Below are 17,923 nucleotides of genomic sequence, written 5' to 3'. Positions count from 1 at the left end.
ACGGGTCCAGAACGGGAAAACGCCCCGGAGCATCAGTCCGGGGCGCTTCGATTAACGATCGCTGACTTGCGCGGCACCCTCCTTGGGTGCTTTCCAGCCAAGCAGCTGTTGCTTGAAGCCATAACTGGCGGTTTGGTAATACGAGATGGCGCGGCTGACCAGCGGGTCGTCGCTGTTGACCCGGGACTCGCGGCTTTCGGTCAGTGCGTCGTCATGCCGACGCAGGCCCTGGCGCGGGCTGAGGATCGCCAGATCCTTGCCGTCGAACAGGCCCAGATGCTGATAGTTGCCCACCACGACTCGAGGTGGCAGCGGGTTGTCCGCCAGCAGGTTGCGACCGAAGAACGTCGATTGGTAATCCAGGTTCAGCAGCCCCAGCAGCGTCGGCGCGAGGTCGATCTGGCTGGCCAGTTGCGCGTTTTCCCGTGGCTCGATCAGCTTCGGTGCATAGATGAACAGCGGGATCTGGTAGTTGGTGATCGGCAGGTCTTCCTTGCCTGCGCTGCCGGCGGTGTGGTCGGCGACGAAGATGAAGATCGTGTTGTCGAACCACGGTTTCTGCCGCGCCTGCTCCAGGAACTGGCCGATGGCGTAGTCGGTGTACTTCACCGCACCATCGCGACCGTTACCGGATTTGATGTCAATGCGGTTTTCCGGGTAGGTGTACGGACGATGGTTGGAGGTGGTCATCAGTTGCAACAGGAAAGGCTGCTGCTTGGCGTAGTCGGCGTCTGCCAGTTTCAGGGTCTGCTTGTACAGATCCTCGTCGGCCATGCCCCACGCATTCTTGAAGTGAATCTCCGACTCGTCGACGCTGCTCTGGTCGACAACGCGATAGCCGTTGCCACTGAAGAACGCGTTCATGTTGTCGAAGTAGCCACGCCCGCCGTAGACGAACACGCTGTCATAGCCGACAGCGCTCAATTGCTGGCCGAGGCTGGCGAAACCGCTTTCGCGACCGATGCGCTTGACGATCGAACGGCCCGGCGTCGGTGGAATAGCCAAGGTGATGGCTTCCAGACCCCGATCGGTGCGAGTGCCGGTGGCGTAGAAATTGTTGAAGTACAGGCTCTGCTTGCGCAGCGCGTCGAGGTTCGGCGTCAGGTTGCGGCCATCACCATTGCTGCCCAGGTATTTGGCGCTGAGGCTCTCGATGGTCACCAGCACGATGTTCGGCTTGCGGGTGACGCCCGGGTTGTCGATATCGCGACGGATGTCCTGCGGATCCTGACCGACGAAGCGGGCATTGGGCTCGTTCAGTTCGGCACGCATCTGACCGGCGACTTTGTCCGCTGGCAGGCTCTTGTAGAACTGGCTGTAGTCCAGCTCGTTGTTACGGAACGCGGCGAAGAACTGATACGGGCCGTTGCTCGCCAGTTCGTTCTGATAGGCATTGCCGCCCTGGGCGCGAGGGGCGTCCTGGCTGATCATTTGCAGGCTGAGTCCGGCGACCACCAGCAGCGCCAATGCATTGAGCAGGCGCCCGCGCAATGGCGGCAGCGGGGCATCCAGTGCCGCGTTGAACGGTTTGCGCAGCGCGAAACTCAACGCGATGGCCAGCACCGCCAGGATGCTCAGCAACTTGCCGATCGGGTAGGACTCCAGCACGTTGTTCAGCACTTCGTCGGAATACACCAGATAATCGACGGCGATGAAGTTGAAGCGCACCCCGAACTCATCCCAGAACAGCCACTCCGCCACCGCCGTGAACAGCATGGCGTACAGGCTGACCGTCAGCAGTCCCTGCAGGAACCAGCGGTGACCGCGCCGCCGCCACAGGCCCGGCGGGCACAGCAGCAGATACAGGCCCATCGGCAGAGCCGCGTAGGCGAGAAAGCCCAGGTCGTAGACCAGGCCGACGCCGAACATGGACAACGCACCGCCACCGGCCTCATCCAGATGAGTCAGCAGCAGTACGGTGCGAGTGAGGAGAAACACGACCAGCCAGGCGCCGGTGACCAACAACAGATAGCGCATAGGCGCTGTCTTGAAGAAACCCATTGTTTTCTTTTCCTTTTATCAATGGCGCGGGAGTTTCGCGGCGCCACTGTAGTCAGGTTGTGAATCGATAGTGAAAACTTTGTTAAAGATTTATTTCGTCCGGACAATTTCATCTGCCGGGGCACCAGCGCTGGCCCTGAGCCGAAACAGGCCTTAAGCTGCGCGGGCCATGACGGCCGTTACTGTGTACGGAAGAGGTGCCCATGCGAATTCTATTGGTCGAAGACAACCGCGATATCCTGGCCAACCTGGCCGATTACCTGGGCCTGAAAGGCTATACCGTCGATTGCGCCCAGGACGGTCTGTCGGGCCTGCATCTGGCAGCCACCGAGCACTATGACCTGATCGTGCTCGACATCATGTTGCCGGGTATCGACGGCTACACCCTGTGCAAACGCCTGCGCGAAGATGCCCGTCGTGACACGCCGGTGATCATGCTCACCGCCCGCGATCAGCTCGATGACCGCTTGCAGGGCTTCAAGTCCGGGGCTGACGATTACCTGGTCAAGCCCTTCGCGCTGTCGGAGCTGGCTGCGCGGATCGAGGCCGTGATGCGCCGTACTCAGGGCGGCGGTCGACGCTCCTTGCAGGTCGGCGACCTGAGCTACGATCTCGACACACTGGAAGTGACCCGCGAAGGCAAGCTGCTCAAGCTCAACCCGGTGGGCCTGAAACTGCTCGCGGTATTGATGCAGAAGAGCCCGCACGTCCTGCGTCGGGAAATTCTCGAAGAGGCCCTTTGGGGCGACGATTGCCCGGACAGCGACAGCCTGCGCAGCCACGTCCACCAATTGCGTCAGGTGATCGACAAACCGTTCGCCAAACCACTGCTGCACACCGTGCACGGCGTGGGTTATCGCTTGGCCGAGGGCCGCGATGGAGTTTAAGCAGAGCCTTGCCCAGCGGATCATCATCGCTTTTGCGCTGATGAGCGCACTGGTGGCGGGGGCCTTCGCCATGGGCATTGTCGCGACCGTGCACCTGGTGGAAGAAAAACTGATTTCTGCTGGACTGGGCGGCGACCTGCAGCGTCTGTTGCTGATGGACAATGTTTCGGACTGGAGCCATCGGCCCGAGCCGGACCAGTTGTTCTATTTCAGCGGCGGCCCAGGGGACTTCGAGTTGCCCAAGGACCTGCGGCATCTGGATTCGGGATTCCACGAAGTCTTCCGCGAGCAACTGTCCTATCACGCGATGGTCGAAATCGTCGACGGTCGGCGTTACGTGCTGTTGCAGGATCAAAGCGATTTCGAAGAGCGTGAGCGCGTGCTGTTTGCCGTGGTGCTGGTGGGCTTCGTGCTCAGTCTGGCGCTGGCGGTTTTCCTCGGCTGGGTGCTGGCGCGCAAGGTGATGGCGCCGGTGGTCCGGCTGGCGCGTCAGGTGCGTCATCGCGATCAGTTGCTGGGGCTGGCACCGCCGCTGGCGCCGGACTACGCCGCTGACGAAGTGGGTGAACTGGCGGTGGCCTTCGATGCGACGCTCGGGCGTTTGCGTCAGGCGTTGACCCGTGAGCGGTTGTTCACCAGTGACGTCAGCCACGAATTGCGCACACCGCTGATGGTACTGGCCACCTCCTGTGAGCTGCTGCTGGAGAACCCGGGCATCGATCAGCGCGGCCGCGCCCAGGTCGAGCGTATTGCCCGTGCCAGCGAAGAAATGCGCGAACTGGTGCAGACCTTCCTGATGCTGGCCCGTGCCCAGCGCGAAGATGCAGGGGCGGCGCCCCGGCACAGTCTCGGTCAGGTGGCGGACAATCTGTTGGGCGTGTGGCGCGAGCCGATCGAATCCAAAGGGTTGAAGCTGATTTTCGAGCCGGGCAACCCGCCGGACACCCGTTACAACGCCACACTGCTCAATGCCGTGATGGGTAACCTGCTGCGCAATGCCCTGCACTACACCGAGCAGGGGTTCATCCGGCTGACACTCAACGACAACGGTTTCGTGGTCGAGGACTCGGGTGTAGGCATTCCCGAGGAAAAGCGCGAGGAAATGTTCAAACCGTTCGTGCGTGGCAATGAAAAACGCGGAGAAGGCCTTGGACTGGGGTTGTCATTGGTGCAGCGCATCTGTGAAAACCAGGGCTGGAGCGTGACTTTGAGTACGATGGATCCCAATGGCTGCCGTTTCGAGGTAGATCTGGGCAAACAAGAATCCCTCCCAAATGGCACAAAAAAGCTGCCAACCTGAACAAAACCTGTATAACCTTGAAATAGTTCGTGGGTTTACGCGACGTTTTTTTCACAAAGGGATGACCTGACGCTGACACGCCCCTGCATAAGGTGGGGATATCAGCAATTCAGGAGTCCCGATGATGGCCGGCCCGATCAAACTCGATTTTTCCGAGAAGTACGACGACAACCATGCGCAGAAATATCTGCGCAAGCACCAGGATGGTCTGGGGCGTCGCCTGTCCAACTGGCGTGATCAGCAGTTGGCCCGCAAGGCGCTGACGCTGGTTGGCGAACCGGGACTGGTGCTGGATCTGCCGTGCGGTGCCGGACGTTTCTGGCCGTTGCTGGCAGAAAAGCCCAATCGGGTAATCATCGGGGCAGACAATTCCGAGTCGATGATCAAGACGGCGATGCAGGCCCAGCCGGCGGATGTGGTTAAGCGGGTACAACCCTTGCACACCTCGGCGTTCGATATCGCGCTGCCTGACAACTCCGTGGACAGCATTTTCTGCATGCGTCTGCTGCACCACATCGGCGAAGCAGAGCATCGGCGGACGATTTTGCGCGAATTCGAACGCGTTACCCGGGACAGTGTGATCGTTTCGTTGTGGGTAGACGGCAATTTCAAGGCCTGGAAACGCAAGCGCGCGGAGAAACGCCGCGGCCAGGAAGGTTATCAGAACCGGTTTGTGTTACCGGCCGCTACGGTTGAAAAGGAATTCGAAGAGGCAGGATTCAGAATCCAGGAACAACTGGACTTCATTCCGCTCTATGCCATGTGGCGAGTTTACGTATTACGCAAGAGGTAAGAGGATGGCAGTGCAATTTGCAGCAGAAACGGGAGTCGCTCCCCAGGATCGCTTTGACTACTACTGGAACCAGCGCGGTGAGTGGGTGGAAGAACCCAACGTGCGTCGTGGTGGCGAAAGTGGCGTGCAGCGGGTGGCGGGGCGCGATGGTCAACTGCTGTATGCCAAACGCCAGACAGGACATATCTATCGCAGCTGGTTGCATCCGTTCGGTCGGCCGACCGTATTGCGTGAACTGGATGCATTGACCGGCGTAGCCAGACTTGGCGTCCGGGTGCCGGAAATCGTTTTTTGCGGGGCCCAGCCTGATCCACAGCACAAATGGCGGGCGTTGCTGGTCACCAAGTCGCTGGACGGTTTCCAGGAACTTGAACAGTGGGAAGCGGCAGGTGGCCGCGAGCAGTACGGTGAAGCCGTGTATGAACGCGTGCTCAAGGACCTCGCCGAAAACCTGGCTCGCATGCACAAGGGCCGTTGGCAGCACAGCTGCATTTACATCAAGCACGTCTTTGTCCGCGTCACTGGCGAAGGCGACTCGGCCAAGGTCGAAGTGGCCCTGATCGATCTGGAAAAATGCCGTCAGCGCCTGACCGCTTACCGTGCGGCCTCCCATGACATGAAACAATTGCGCCGCCACTCGTCGTTCAGCCCTACGGACTGGAAAAAACTCGTCTATTTTTATGAGACGGCGTTTGGCAGCGCTATCAAGGGTTTATAGCGATGAAACTAGAAATTGCGCGAGGTTTGTTTCTGGTAGGAGCCTTGGCAGTTGCATCTTTGGCGGTGGCGGCCTGGGAACAGCCACGCATGCAAGTGATCGGGGCATCGAGCAGCGATGCCCATTGTCCGATGCCACGGGTGGCGAAAGCCTCGGTGGCAACCAAACCCGACCATGATTTGCTGCTGTTCATGTTCGGGCTTTCTCAAGGGATGAGGCCGCAGAGTTGAATCGATTGAAACGAGCCAAAGGCCTCGCAGATGCGAGGCCTTTTTTGTGCGCGTGTGAAAATGGCGGTTACGGGGCGGGGGTGGGATCGGGTTTGGCCAGCACGGTGTAGACACAGGGCAGGACGAACAGCGTAAACAATGTCCCGATCGACATCCCGGTGGCAATCACCGTGCCGATATCGAAACGGCTCACCGCGCCCGCGCCACTGGCGATGATCAACGGCACCATGCCGAACACCATGGCGGCAGTGGTCATCAACACGGGACGCAAGCGAATCGCCGCCGCCTCTTCAACGGCCTCGCGGGCCGTCAGGCCTTTCTCCTTGCGCAACTGGTTGGCGAATTCGACGATCAGGATCCCGTGCTTGCTGATCAGACCAATCAGCGTCACCAGCCCGACCTGGGTGTAAATATTCATGCTCGACCAGCCGAGGAACAGCGGAATCAGCGCCCCGCAAATCGACAACGGTACGGTCACCAGAATCACCAGCGGGTCGCGGAAACTCTCGAACTGCGCCGCCAGCACCAGGAAGATGATCGCCAGCGCCAGGGCGAAGGTCACCCACAGCGCACTGCCTTCCTGGACGAACTGCCGCGAGGCACCGCCGTAGTCGAAGGCAAAACCCGCAGGTGCTTCTTCCCGGGCGATCTGCACGACGCTGTCGATGGCTTCGCCCATGCTGACCAGCGGGAACCCGGACAGCTTCGCCGCGTTCAGTTGCTGGAACTGGTTGAGCTGTCGCGGACGTGCCCGGTCAGTCACGGTGATCAGGGTCGACAGCGGCAGCAACTCGCCCTGGGTGTTTTTCACGTAGTAGTTGTTCAGCCAGTCCGGGTTGTCGCGATAGGCCCGTTCAACCTGGGCGATCACCTTGTAGCTGCGGCCTTCGATGGTGAACCGGTTGATCTCCGCCTCGCCGAGCAAGGTCGCGAGGGTACCGCCCAGATCCTGCATCGACACGCCCATCTGCGCCGCCTTGGCACGGTCGATATCGACCACCACTTCCGGTTTGTCGAAGGCCAGGTCGAGGTCGACGAACGCGAATTTGCCCGACTCCATCGCACGCTTCTTGATCCGGTCGGCCACCTGCAGCAACAGCTCGTAGTCGTTGGCCGTGTTGATCACGAATTCGAACGGCAGGCCCTCGCCGGTGCCGGGCAGGGAGGGCAGGTTGAAGCCGAAGATCTGCAGACCCGGGATGCTGCCGAGCTTGCCTTGTACCTCGGGAAGAATCTGCATCTGGGTGCGGCTGCGCTCGTTCCACGGTTTGAGCAGGAAACCACCGATGCCGCTCTGCACACCGTTGTAGCCGTTGATCTGGAACGAGGAGTAGTACTCCGGGAATTCCTTGAAGATCTTCACGAATTCTTCGGTGTAGGTGTTCAGGTAATCGAGGTTGGTCGGTTGCGGCGCGTTGGCCATCATGAAAATGATGCCTTGGTCTTCGTCCGGCGCCAGTTCCGATTTGGTGAACTTGAGCAGCACCGGAATCAGGCACAGCACGATCACCGCGAACACCAGCACCACCGGCCGGGTGTTGAGCGTGCCGTGGAGCATGCTCTGGTAGCGTCGCTTGAGGTTTTCGAAGATGCGGTCGAGACGATGGGCAAGTCCGCTGGGGTTTTCCTCGTGACGCAACAGCAGGGCGCACATCATCGGCGACAGCGTCAGGGCGACGATGCCGGAAATCACCACGGCCCCGGCGAGTGTCAGCGCGAACTCCTTGAAGAGTGCCCCGGTCAGCCCGGTCAGGAATCCGATCGGTGCATACACCGCCGCCAGGGTGATGGTCATCGACACCACCGGCATCGCGATTTCCCGGGCGCCTTCGAGTGCGGCCTCCAGCGGGGTCTTGCCTTCCTCGATATGCCGGTGGATGTTTTCCACCACGACGATGGCATCGTCCACCACCAGACCGATGGCCAGCACCATCGCCAACAGGGTCAGCAGGTTGATCGAATAACCCATCATCTGCATGAAGAACATCACGCCGATCATCGACAGCGGAATGGTCACCACCGGGATCACCACCGAACGCAGGGCACCGAGAAACAGGAACACCACCACGATCACGATCAGCACGGCTTCGAACAGGGTTTTCACCACTTCGTCGATGGAGGCCTGGATGAACAGCGTGGCGTCGTAGGCGATTTCGCTCTTGAGGTTGGGCGGCAACTGGGCTTCCAGCTCCGGCATGATCTTGCGTACTTCCCTGATCACGTCCAGCGGGTTTGCGCCGGGCGTTGCCTTGATCCCGATGTATACCGAGGGAGTGCCACCGAAGGAGCTGATGGAGTTGTAGTTCTCCGCACCCATTTCCACCCGAGCCACATCGCTGAGCAATACACGGCTGTCGCCACTGACCTTGAGCGGAATCTTGCCGAAGGCCTCGGCTGACTTCAGTTCGGTATTGGCGTTGATACTGGTGACCACGTACTCGCCTTTCACCTCACCGGCAGCGGAGAGGAAGTTGTACTGGCGCACGGCATTGGTCACATCGCTGGCGCTAAGGCCGAAACCGGCGAGCTTCACCGGGTCGATCCACAGGCGCATGGCGAACACCTGGTTACCCAGAATCTCCGCTTCGGCCATACCCGGCAGGGTCGCCAGCTTCGGCTGGATCACCCGCGACAGGTAGTCAGTGATCTGCGGGTTGCTCAATTCCTTGCTGAAGAAGCTGATGTACATCAGCGCCGAGGCATCGGCGGATTCCTTGCTCAGCACCGGGTCTTCGGCATCCTGCGGCAGTTTGTTCTTCACCTCGTTGGCCTTGGCCAGCAGTTCGGTAAACAATCGGTCGCTGTTGGAACCGATGCGTGCGTAGATCGAAATCACCGAGAAGTTCTGGCGACTGACCGAGGTCATGTAGTCGATACCCTCGGCACTCGCCAGGCTCTGTTGCATCGGCTGGGTGATGTAACCCTGGATGGTTTCGGCGTTGGCTCCGGGATAAGCGGTAGTCACCGTGATCAGGGCGTTTTCCATCTGCGGGTACTGGCGCAACGGAAGCTTGCTCCAGGCCTGGAAGCCCAGCAGCACAATCAGCAGGCTGACCACGGTGGCGAGCACCGGGCGGCGAATGAACGGATCGGTAAAGGCCATGAGGATTCCTTGATCAGTCGGCGCGACGCGGACTGTTCGGCTCGCCGAGGGTCTTGTCTTCGCTGATGGCGATGTGGGCGCCGTTGTCCAGTTTGATCTGGCCGGCCGTCACCACTTGCTCGCCGCTTTGCACGCCCTTGTTGATCATCACCAGGCCCTCGCGGCGCTCACCGGTTTCAATGAAACGGCGCTCGGCGATCAGCACCGGCTGGCCCTTGTCGTCTTTTTCGACGCTGCCGTCCTCGGCCTTTTTCTGCCCGACCACGTAAATCGAGTTGCCGTAGAGGGTGTAGGTGATCGCGCTTTCCGGTACGACGATGTGTTTCTGCGGATCCGGCAGCAGCACTTCCAGGCTGGCGAACATACCCGGCAGCAACTTGCCATCGGGGTTGGCCAGCGTCGCGCGAACCAGAATGTTGCGGGTGGTGCTTTCGACAATCGGGTTGATCGCACTGATGGCGCCGGGAAAGTTCTGGCCGGGATACGCGGCTACCGAAATCTGCACCGGTTGGCCGATGGCCAGTTTCGGCACTGATTGTTCGGGCACATAGAAGTCGGCGTAGAGGCTGCTCAGATCCTGCAGGGTGGCGATTTTCGTGCCGCTGGCGAGGTAGTCGCCGACGTCCACCTGACGAATGCCGATGGTGCCGCTGAACGGTGCGACGATGCGTTTTTTCGCCAGCGATGCATTGAGCTGATTGACCGTGGCCCGATTCTTTTGCAGCACCGCCGAGAGTCGGTCGAATTCGCCCTTGGAGATGGCGCTGCTACCGACCAGTTGGCTGCCACGACCGAAATCCAGTTGCGCCAGGCCGAGATCGGCCTTGGCGGTTTCCAGCAAGGCGGATTCGACGGCGCTGTCGAGTTGCAGCAACGGTTGCCCGGCCTTGACCTTCTGGCCTGATTCGAACTTGAGCTCGGTCACGGTGCCGGCCACTTCCAGGCTCAGCTCGACACCTTGCAGCGCCTTGAGCGTGCCGACGGTAGGCAGGCGCATCTGCCACGGGCGCTCGGCGGCTGTGGCCACGGCGACGCTGATCGGCGGTTTCGGTTTGGCAAAGCCCTGGATCATCGTGTAGATCGAGAAGGCCTTGTAACCGGCGAGAAGCAGAACGATCAGCAGTACAACACCCAACATGATCAGCATGCGGCGACGCAGCATATTCCAGTTCCTTGGAGAAAATCAGGCGAGACAGGCGGGAACATTACCCCGACTCCGGCAGGGATTCCAACTGCCAGTTTTTACAGGGTAGGAGGGGATGAAGTGGAGGAGGGGAGCACCGCCGACCGAACGGCCGGCGGCGGTTTTCAGGCCATCAGGTGCAGATGGTTGTCCCAGAGCCCTGCGGGCAGATCCAGCGGTTTGGCCAGCAGTTCATCCTGGCGACAATCGTAGTAGCGGCAACGTCCTTGCCCCGAGGTCACGACAAAGCCGTCCTTCACCGCACCGACGCCGGCGCAGTCGGGCAACGGGGCATCGAGGCGCACTTCGCCGCTGTCCAGATCCCAGATGAAGAAGCGGTTGCCACGCGGTGCGGTCAGTGCCACCAGACGCAGATCGCTGTGCACGGCGACGCTGGCGGTGTAGTGCCCCATCGACTGCAACTGATGCTCCGGCACCGGGAACGCCACGAACGGTTGGCCCGGACGCTTGATCGCCAGCAGTTCGGAGCGCTCCTGGGAAGGCCCCATGAATTGCTGGCCGGCAACGATGGTGCCGTCGCTGGCGATGCCCAGATGCCGCACGCTGTTCATCTGCTGGGCGAGGGTTTCCTTGCTCAGCAGGGTGCCGTCGCGTTGCATCAGCACCAGGCTCGGTTCCATGGCGTCGAGGTTCATGTCGACCCGGCTTTCGGCCTCGGTGCGGATTCCGCCGTTGGCCACCACCAGGGTTTCGCCGTCGGGCATCCACGACACCTGATGCGGGCCGAGACCGTGGGTGGAAATCTCCCCGCTGTGTACCAGCCGTTCACCCTCGAACTTGTACACCCCGAGCAGGCCGCGACCCGGATCGGTGGTGTCGTTTTCGGTGGCGTACAGGTAATCGCCGCTGTGGTGAATCACCGCGTGGCCGTAGAAATGCCGGTTCGGCTGCGAGGTCACGGTCTGCAGCAAGGCACCGTCGCGCAAGTCGATCAGGTAGCTCTCGGTGCCCGGACGGCGGGCGACGAACAGCGCGATCGGCAGCGTCGGGTGATTGATGATGTCGTGGCAGCGCTGACCGACTTCGGTGGCGAACACCCGGGTGCCGTCCAGCCGATAACCGACGGCGTAATGTTTGCCGTCGGTATCGTCCCGCGCCGACAGCAGCAGCGGGCTCTGATCCTTGCGCTTGAACAGCGTCCAGCCGCCCAGTGTCACTGCTCCCAGCAGCAAACTACCTAAAGTCAGAGCCTGGCGTCGCAGCATGGCACTTGCCCTCATCAGTCACCGTCGTTGGCGTTGAAGCCCAGTTGGATGCCCAGCGCCTTGGCCAGTTCGCCTTCGTGCAGGCGATGGACGACGTTGAGGCTGTCGTAGATGTCGTTGAGCTGCTGGCGACCGGCGTCGTCTTCGAGCATTTCGGTCAGCGAGCGCTGAGTGCTGCCGAACAGTTTGAGCGAGGCTGCGTATGCCGCATCGATCTTGTCCGCCAGCGGTTTCTGTTCGGCCGGCAGCAAGCCGCGCAGGCCTTTGTTGTCGACGCCTTCCCACACGGTCTTGGCGGCGGCGAGGCTGGCTTCCATCGCCGTCAGCGACGACTGGCTGCGCCATGCATCGGCCTGGAACGGTTGCGGCACGCCTTTGCTCTGACGGCCCATCGGGGTGCCGAGTTTTTTCTTCAGGGTGTCGAGGGCGGTGACCTGTACCCGCAGCAGATCGGCGATCGCTTCGTGGGAGTCGGCGTAGCGCTGGTTGGGGAACTTGCTCATCTGCGCGAGCATGCCGTCGGTGTTGTTCCAGTTGCTCAGAATCTCTTCAGCCAGTTGTTTCTGGCGCTCGCCGATGGCGACCAGCAACGGGCAGTATTTGGCTTTCTGTTCGTCATTGGCCACGTCAGGCTTGGCGTCGAACAGGATGTATTCGTAGGCCGACAGGCCCTGGACCACGACGCTGGATTTGGCCAGGGCGGCGGCGTCGATTTGCGGCTGGGCGGTGACCAGTTGCTCGACCTGACGGCCAACGAGGTTTTTCTTGTCCGGCCAGAACTGCACCTGCCACGAGCGGTTGCCCTCGGACAGCGGGCCGATCAACAGCGGTTGCAGTTCGGCCCAGGCTTTCTGCGCGTGCAGGAAGTCGGCGCGGGCGGTTTCCAGGTTTTCCTTGCCCTGGCAGTAGGCGAGGGCGCTGACGGCCAGTTGCCGGTCAGCCTCGACCCAGCGGGTGTAGGTCGGCAGGATCACCGATTTGGCGATGGCGGCCGAGGTGACGGCTTGCGGATCCTGCGGTGAGCAGGCGCCGAGGGCCAGTGCGGCAAGGCTGGTGAACAACAGCTTGGGACGGAACATGTCGGGCTCCCGATTCTTTTAAGTGTTTAAAGTGAATTCAAGAACGCCAGCAGCGCGGCACGCTGCTCGGCATTGAAAGACAAAACCTGTTGCTGCGCAGCCTGAGCTTCGCCGCCATGCCAGAGCACGGCTTCGAGCAGGTTGCGGGCGCGGCCGTCGTGCAAAAGCTGGGTGTGACCGCTGACCGCCTGCGTCAGGCCGATGCCCCACAACGGCGGGGTGCGCCAGTCGCGGCCGCTGGCCTGGAATTCGGTGCGGTTGTCGGCCAGGCCTTCGCCCATGTCATGCAGCAGCAGATCGCTGTACGGGCGAATCACTTGATTGGCCAGTTCAGGTTCGGCCGCGTTGGCGGCGGTGGTGTATTTCGGCGTGTGACAGGACTGGCACCCCGCTTGGAAAAACAGGCTCTTGCCGGCCAGCACCTGAGCATCGTTGACGCCCCGGCGAGCGGGAACGGCGAGGTTGCGGGTGTAGAACAGCACCAGACGCAGGATGTTGTCGCTGACTTCAGGTTCGCCGTCCGGGCCATTGCCATTGGGCGCCTGTTTGCAGGCGATTTGCGCGTCGGTGCAGTCATCAAATGGTCTCAGGCTCGTGGTGAGGCCCATATCACCAGAAAACGCGTGAACATTTTGTTGATTGAGGTTCGGTTGTCCGGCTTTCCAGCCAAATCGGCCCATCACGGTCTTTTGCTGCGCGTCGTCCCAGACCCGGTTGGGCCGGCCGTTGATGCCGTTGTTCTCTTTGGCCTGCGTGGTGGCGTTGGCGAGGATGGCTTCTTCGGGGATCGCTTCGAGCAGACCCAGACCGATCATCGGTGGCGCAACCCGTGCGGAGAAACGGGTGTCCGGGTGCATCGGGCCGTAGCCAAGCTGAGAGAACTGCAACACCGGTTTGCGCAGCTCGACTTCGGTGCCGTCCTTGAAGCGCACCGGCACTGGCGTGTAATCGACCCGCACCTTGCCTTCCGGCGCGACGCCAGGCACGGCCATGTCCTGGAACTGTCCGCCGTAGACCGGCTCCGGCACCACACCGACCTGCTCGATCAATCTGGCGTATTGCGGCGCATCGGGAATCGACAGGCGCACCAGCATCGATACGGCGTTCGGCGCATCCGGGGGCGGTGGATGGCCGCGACCGTCCTTGATGTGGCAGCCCTGGCAGGCATTGGTGTTGAACAACGGGCCGAGGCCATCGCGGGCGGTGGTGGTCGACGGCGCGATCACCCAGGGGCTGCGAAAGAAACTGTTGCCGACACTGAAATCCACCCGACGCGAAGGTGGCAGGTTGGCCGAGGGCAGGGAAAATGAATTCTGATCGGTCTTGCGCACGGTCGCGGCACCGCCGGAACGGGCTTCGCCGGGCTCGGCCTTGGTGAAACGCGGGGCGTCATCGCAGGCACTCAGGCCAAGGGCCAGAAACAGTGCGGACAAGCGAAGAGGCAGCGACGGCATCAGACTTCCTGCGGACGGGCGAAAATAAAGGCGCAAAGTCTAACAGGGCGAGGGGGTTTGAATAAGAGGAATTATCGTTTGCTTGATACAAGTCAGGCCGGCCGAAACGAACAAGGCGACCCGAGGGTCGCCTTGTTCAGTCAGACAGCGATGATCAGAACTCGTGATCGGCGTTGTCCGGGTTCAGGTCGCTGATGCCCAGTTTGCCGGCAGCCGCTTCGATCGAACCGGTCTGCTTGACCAGCGAGGCGATGGCGTCACGGACGATCTGGTTGCCGGCGGTGTTGCCGGCGGCGATCAACTGGTCGTAGTGCTCACCCTTGTTGGCGTGATCGACCATGACCTGGATCTTGGCTTCGGTAGCGGCCAGATCGTTTTTCAGGGCGGTGTCGGCAGCCGGGTCAACCTTGGCCACCAGCGACGACAGGCTGGCGCCGGTCATCTTGGTGCCGTCGACGCGGGTGTACTCGCCCAGGTAGACGTTACGAATGCCTTTGGCATCGTAGAAGTGCGAGTTGTGGGTGTTGTCGCTGAAGCAGTCCTGTTCGTCTTCCGGGGAGTTCGCTTCCAGGGACACTTTCATGCGCTCGCCGGCCAGCTCGCCCAGGGACAGGCTGCCCATGCCGAACAGCATTTTGCGCAGGCCGCTTTCAGCCGGTTCGGCTTCCAGGGTGGCGCGATAGTTGTCGGCCACGTTCGGCTTCCAGTTGCCGACCATTTCTTCCAGGTCGCTGACCAGCAGTTGGGTCACGGCTTTCAGGTAGGCACGACGACGATCGTTGTGACCGCCGGTGGCGCCGGCACCTTCCAGGTAGTCCGACGCCGGACGGTTGCCGGCGCCAGGGCCGGTGCCGTTCAGGTCCTGGCCCCAGAGCAGGAATTCGATGGCGTGGTAGCCGGTGGCGACGTTGGCTTCGGAACCGCCCAGCTCGTTCAGGCTGGCGAGTTTTTCCGGGGTGATGTCCTTGACGTCGACCTTGTCTTCGCCGACCTGTACTTCGGTGTTGGCGATGATGTTGGCGGTGGCGCCCGGGTTGCCCAGTGCGTGCTCGTAGGACTTGTCGACGTAGTCGATCAGGCCTTCGTCCAGAGGCCAGGAGTTAACCTGACCTTCCCAGTCGTCGATGATGGTGTTGCCGAAGCGGAACACTTCGCTCTGCAGGTAAGGAACGCGGGCGGCGATCCAGGCTTCACGGGCGGCTTTCAGCGTGTCGGCGTTCGGCTTGGCAAGGAATGCATCGATCGTGGTTTGCAGGGTTTTCGCGGTGGATTCGGCATCGCTGTAAACGGCGAAGACCATGTCGGCGTAGTGCGCGACCACAGCCTTGGCAGCGGCTTCGTCGACTTTACCAACAGCGGCAGGCGTCGCCGGTGCGGCGGTGCTGGCGGCTGGCGTCGGCGCAGCTGGAGCGGCGGCCTTGTCTTTACCTTCGCCGCAACCGGCGAGGGAAATGGCGATGGCCAGCAGACTGGCGGTAGCCAGAGGCATACGAATCATGGCGAACATCCTGCTTCGGTAATTGAGTGGACAGGCGCGGGGGTGCGCAAAAGCTGCGACATAATGCAAATCTTTCGCATTATGTGTAAAGGGTTGTAGCTGGAAATATTTCCTGTTTGCACAGGGGTTGCGCTGGATCAACGGCGTGGGTTGTTCCCGTTATCAGTGGCGGGGAGTCCAGTGCCGGAGGTTTCAGAGAATGGCGGCGTTGCTGCGTTGCGCCTGCTTGAGATACACGCTCAGTTCCCTCGCCGGCAGCGGCTTGCTGTAGTGATAGCCCTGACCTTCGTGGCAGCCTTCGGAGATGATGTAGGTCTCCTGTTCGGCAGTTTCCACACCTTCGGCGATCACCTGCATGCCCAGGCTCTTGCCCAGTTGAATGATGGCGCGAACGATGGTCGCGTCATCGTCGTCATCCAGCAGATCCTGGACGAAGCTCTTGTCGATCTTGATCTTGTCCAGCGGCAGACTCTTGAGATAACTCAGCGAGGAGTAGCCGGTTCCGAAGTCGTCGATGGCGATCAGTGCGCCGGAGCGGCGCAGGCTCAGCAAGTGCTGGGCGGCGGTGCTGATGTCTTCCATCAGGCCGGTTTCGGTGACTTCCAGTTCCAGGCTGCGCGGTGGCAGGCGGTACATCTGCAGCAGGTTGTTGACCACTCTCGGCAGCTCGGCGTGGTGCAGTTGCACGGTGGACAGGTTGACCGCCATGCGCAGGTCGACGAAGCCCTGATCGTGCCATTCGCGCAGTTGCTTGCAGGCCTGATCCAGCACCCACTCGCCGATGGCGATGATGGTGCCGTTCTGTTCGGCCAGCGGAATGAACAGGTCCGGCGGCACCAGTCCGTGTTCCGGGTGTTGCCAGCGGATCAGTGCCTCGACGCCGACCACACGGTGATCGCGGTAGCTGATCTGTGGTTGATAGACGAGGTAGAACTGATCCCGCAGCAGGGCATCGCGCAGGTCTTTTTCCAGTTCGCGACGGCGGCGCATTTCGCTGTCGACGCTGGCGATATAGAACTGATAGCGGTTGCGCGAGCGGGTCTTGGCCAGGGTCATGGTCTGCTCGGCTTTCTGCAACAGCTTCTCGGTGCTGTCGCCGTCCTCCGGAAACAGGGTGATGCCGATGGTCGCGCGCAGGCGGATTTCCTGATGATCGAGGGCGAACGGGGCTTCCAGGTCGTCGAGAATGCTTTGTGCCAGTTCCGCCGCTTCGTAAGGTTGTTCGATGTCGGCCTGCACCAGGGCGAACTGGTCGCCGCCGAGACGGGCGAGGGCGCCGAGGCGTCCGCTGTGGGCACGCAGGCGATCCGCCAGGGCCAGCAGCAGCTGGTCGCCGGTCTGGTAGCTGAATTGTTCGTTGATGCCTTTGAAGTCATCCAGCCCGACGCACAACACCGCGACCCGGCGCTGCAGCTTGCCGGCGTCCACCAGGATCTTGTCCAGCTGTTGCTGCAATTGTTGGCGGTTCGGCAGGCCGGTGAGGAAATCGTACTGGGCCATGCGCAGCAGGCTGTTTTCCGCTTCGTGGCGCAGATGGGTGTTGCGTTCGATGGATTCGAGCAACTGGTTGGCGGTGTTGATCCAGATTCCCAGTTCGTTTTTCTCGTGCCCCTTGAGCTGCGGAATCTTGTGTTCGCTGGGGCGGTCCGGATTGATTTCGGTGAGGTGCTCGATGATCCGCGACAGCGGCTTGGTCAGCAGCCAGTGATAGACCAGATACAACACCAGCCCCATGGCCAGGGCGCGCAACACGCCGGAAATGAAGATGATCACCGAACTGACGATGAAACCCTGGCCGTAGGTGGCGGTGTCGAGGGTGATGCTCAGGTCGCCGTAATATTCGCTGTAGGGACCGCGCCCCACCAGTTGGGTGGTGAAGGTTCGCTCCTGGCCGAGGATCAGGTCGGTCAGCCAGCGGCTGCTGGATTGCTGCAATTCACGGGATTTCTGCGCGAGCATCGCTTCGTTGGGATGCCCGATGGAGGCCTGGCGCACGGCGTCGTCCTGGAACAGGCCTTCGATCACCTGCATGCCCATTTCCCGGTCCAGGCTGTAGACCGCCTGGGTGGAGGGATCGCGGAACATGTCGAGGATACGTTCGGCATCGCCGGCGACGGCCTGGCGGGTTTTATAGGCATCGAAAACAATCTGCGCGCAGCTCAAGACCACGCCGACGATCAATGCCGACAGGAGCACGACCCGGAGCAACTTCACCGACAAGCTGTTCTTGAGTTCCAGCTTCAAAGGGTTATTCCTTGTTCCGTGCGGGTAGCGTCAAGTTGCCATGAGTATTGGCAATCCCGTGTTGGCAGTCAAAGGGACAATCGAACCGCGGAAAGTTTGTCCGTGGCCTTGGCCGAAATGCGGCTGCCTGGAGTATTGGCCCTGATTGTACTGTGTCGGTAGTTTTGCTCTCCAACTTGAGGGGCGTCGGACAATTTTTCCTCTGTT

General features: G+C 61.1%; 13 protein-coding genes. 5 read left to right on the top strand and 8 right to left on the bottom strand.

The features are described 5' to 3' along the window. Positions 1 to 51: 51 nt before the first annotated feature. On the bottom strand, positions 52 to 2,001 hold the full coding sequence (locus M5B98_RS09955) for an LTA synthase family protein (protein ID WP_248742604.1): 1,950 nt from the start codon (positions 1,999 to 2,001) through the stop codon (positions 52 to 54). Positions 2,002 to 2,204: 203 nt separating this feature from the next. Here M5B98_RS09955 and colR point away from each other — a divergent pair, with 203 nt between their 5' ends. The 5 genes from colR (at position 2,205) to M5B98_RS09930 (ending at position 5,929) form a co-directional block, all read left to right on the top strand. Further along, the gene (colR, locus tag M5B98_RS09950; RefSeq protein WP_085709546.1) at positions 2,205 to 2,888 is read left to right on the top strand and encodes a two-component system response regulator ColR; all 684 of its coding nucleotides are present in this window, start codon (positions 2,205 to 2,207) and stop codon (positions 2,886 to 2,888) included. Continuing rightward, positions 2,878 to 4,188 (top strand): sensor histidine kinase, encoded by a 1,311-nt coding sequence (locus tag M5B98_RS09945; protein WP_248739238.1) that lies wholly within the window; start codon positions 2,878 to 2,880, stop codon positions 4,186 to 4,188. The genes colR and M5B98_RS09945 overlap by 11 nt, the downstream gene beginning before the upstream one ends. A gap of 124 nt (positions 4,189 to 4,312) precedes the next feature. Beyond that, positions 4,313 to 4,981, top strand: a complete 669-nt coding sequence (locus M5B98_RS09940; protein WP_085709742.1) for a class I SAM-dependent methyltransferase — start codon at positions 4,313 to 4,315, stop codon at positions 4,979 to 4,981. Between the two features lie 4 nt (positions 4,982 to 4,985). After that, a complete protein-coding gene (locus M5B98_RS09935; protein WP_248742603.1) occupies positions 4,986 to 5,699 on the top strand; it encodes a lipopolysaccharide kinase InaA family protein in 714 nt (237 codons plus the stop codon). A 2-nt stretch (positions 5,700 to 5,701) separates the two neighbouring features. Beyond that, the gene (locus M5B98_RS09930; RefSeq protein WP_114885184.1) at positions 5,702 to 5,929 is read left to right on the top strand and encodes a hypothetical protein; all 228 of its coding nucleotides are present in this window, start codon (positions 5,702 to 5,704) and stop codon (positions 5,927 to 5,929) included. Between the two features lie 67 nt (positions 5,930 to 5,996). On the opposite strand, the gene M5B98_RS09925 is transcribed toward M5B98_RS09930, so the two are convergent. The 7 genes from M5B98_RS09925 to M5B98_RS09895 form a co-directional block, all read right to left on the bottom strand. Then, positions 5,997 to 9,032, bottom strand: coding sequence for a multidrug efflux RND transporter permease subunit (locus tag M5B98_RS09925; RefSeq protein ID WP_248742602.1), 3,036 nt, complete (start codon positions 9,030 to 9,032; stop codon positions 5,997 to 5,999). Positions 9,033 to 9,045: 13 nt separating this feature from the next. Continuing rightward, positions 9,046 to 10,194 carry an efflux RND transporter periplasmic adaptor subunit gene (locus M5B98_RS09920; protein ID WP_248742601.1) on the bottom strand — a complete coding sequence of 383 codons (1,149 nt, stop codon included), beginning with the start codon at positions 10,192 to 10,194 and terminating at the stop codon, positions 9,046 to 9,048. A gap of 146 nt (positions 10,195 to 10,340) precedes the next feature. Next, positions 10,341 to 11,441 carry a DUF1513 domain-containing protein gene (locus tag M5B98_RS09915; protein WP_248742600.1) on the bottom strand — a complete coding sequence of 367 codons (1,101 nt, stop codon included), beginning with the start codon at positions 11,439 to 11,441 and terminating at the stop codon, positions 10,341 to 10,343. A gap of 14 nt (positions 11,442 to 11,455) precedes the next feature. After that, positions 11,456 to 12,520 (bottom strand): imelysin family protein, encoded by a 1,065-nt coding sequence (locus tag M5B98_RS09910; protein WP_134827940.1) that lies wholly within the window; start codon positions 12,518 to 12,520, stop codon positions 11,456 to 11,458. Positions 12,521 to 12,546: 26 nt separating this feature from the next. Next, positions 12,547 to 13,974, bottom strand: a complete 1,428-nt coding sequence (locus M5B98_RS09905; RefSeq protein ID WP_248742599.1) for a di-heme oxidoredictase family protein — start codon at positions 13,972 to 13,974, stop codon at positions 12,547 to 12,549. A gap of 154 nt (positions 13,975 to 14,128) precedes the next feature. Further along, positions 14,129 to 15,472 carry an imelysin family protein gene (locus M5B98_RS09900; protein WP_248742598.1) on the bottom strand — a complete coding sequence of 448 codons (1,344 nt, stop codon included), beginning with the start codon at positions 15,470 to 15,472 and terminating at the stop codon, positions 14,129 to 14,131. Positions 15,473 to 15,664: 192 nt separating this feature from the next. Continuing rightward, positions 15,665 to 17,716 carry a putative bifunctional diguanylate cyclase/phosphodiesterase gene (locus tag M5B98_RS09895; protein WP_085709556.1) on the bottom strand — a complete coding sequence of 684 codons (2,052 nt, stop codon included), beginning with the start codon at positions 17,714 to 17,716 and terminating at the stop codon, positions 15,665 to 15,667. Between the last annotated feature and the right edge of the window lie 207 nt (positions 17,717 to 17,923).

This window comes from Pseudomonas sp. MWU12-3088, from assembly GCF_023242405.1.
In the GTDB taxonomy this organism is placed as follows: Bacteria; Pseudomonadota; Gammaproteobacteria; order Pseudomonadales; family Pseudomonadaceae; genus Aquipseudomonas; species Aquipseudomonas kribbensis.
This window is presented reverse-complemented; position numbering and strand designations above follow the sequence as displayed.

Bases quoted from the DNA above. Each gene is read 5' to 3' on its own strand.
- M5B98_RS09940 (WP_085709742.1), top strand. From the start codon at position 4,313: ATGGCCGGCCCGATCAAACTCGATTTTTCCGAGAAGTACGACGACAAC.
- M5B98_RS09945 (WP_248739238.1), top strand. From the start codon at position 2,878: ATGGAGTTTAAGCAGAGCCTTGCCCAGCGGATCATCATCGCTTTTGCG.
- M5B98_RS09915 (WP_248742600.1), bottom strand. From the start codon at position 11,441: ATGCTGCGACGCCAGGCTCTGACTTTAGGTAGTTTGCTGCTGGGAGCA.
- M5B98_RS09935 (WP_248742603.1), top strand. From the start codon at position 4,986: ATGGCAGTGCAATTTGCAGCAGAAACGGGAGTCGCTCCCCAGGATCGC.
- M5B98_RS09905 (WP_248742599.1), bottom strand. From the start codon at position 13,974: ATGCCGTCGCTGCCTCTTCGCTTGTCCGCACTGTTTCTGGCCCTTGGC.
- colR (WP_085709546.1), top strand. From the start codon at position 2,205: ATGCGAATTCTATTGGTCGAAGACAACCGCGATATCCTGGCCAACCTG.
- M5B98_RS09920 (WP_248742601.1), bottom strand. From the start codon at position 10,194: ATGCTGCGTCGCCGCATGCTGATCATGTTGGGTGTTGTACTGCTGATC.
- M5B98_RS09930 (WP_114885184.1), top strand. From the start codon at position 5,702: ATGAAACTAGAAATTGCGCGAGGTTTGTTTCTGGTAGGAGCCTTGGCA.
- M5B98_RS09925 (WP_248742602.1), bottom strand. From the start codon at position 9,032: ATGGCCTTTACCGATCCGTTCATTCGCCGCCCGGTGCTCGCCACCGTG.
- M5B98_RS09910 (WP_134827940.1), bottom strand. From the start codon at position 12,520: ATGTTCCGTCCCAAGCTGTTGTTCACCAGCCTTGCCGCACTGGCCCTC.
- M5B98_RS09900 (WP_248742598.1), bottom strand. From the start codon at position 15,472: ATGATTCGTATGCCTCTGGCTACCGCCAGTCTGCTGGCCATCGCCATT.
- M5B98_RS09955 (WP_248742604.1), bottom strand. From the start codon at position 2,001: ATGGGTTTCTTCAAGACAGCGCCTATGCGCTATCTGTTGTTGGTCACC.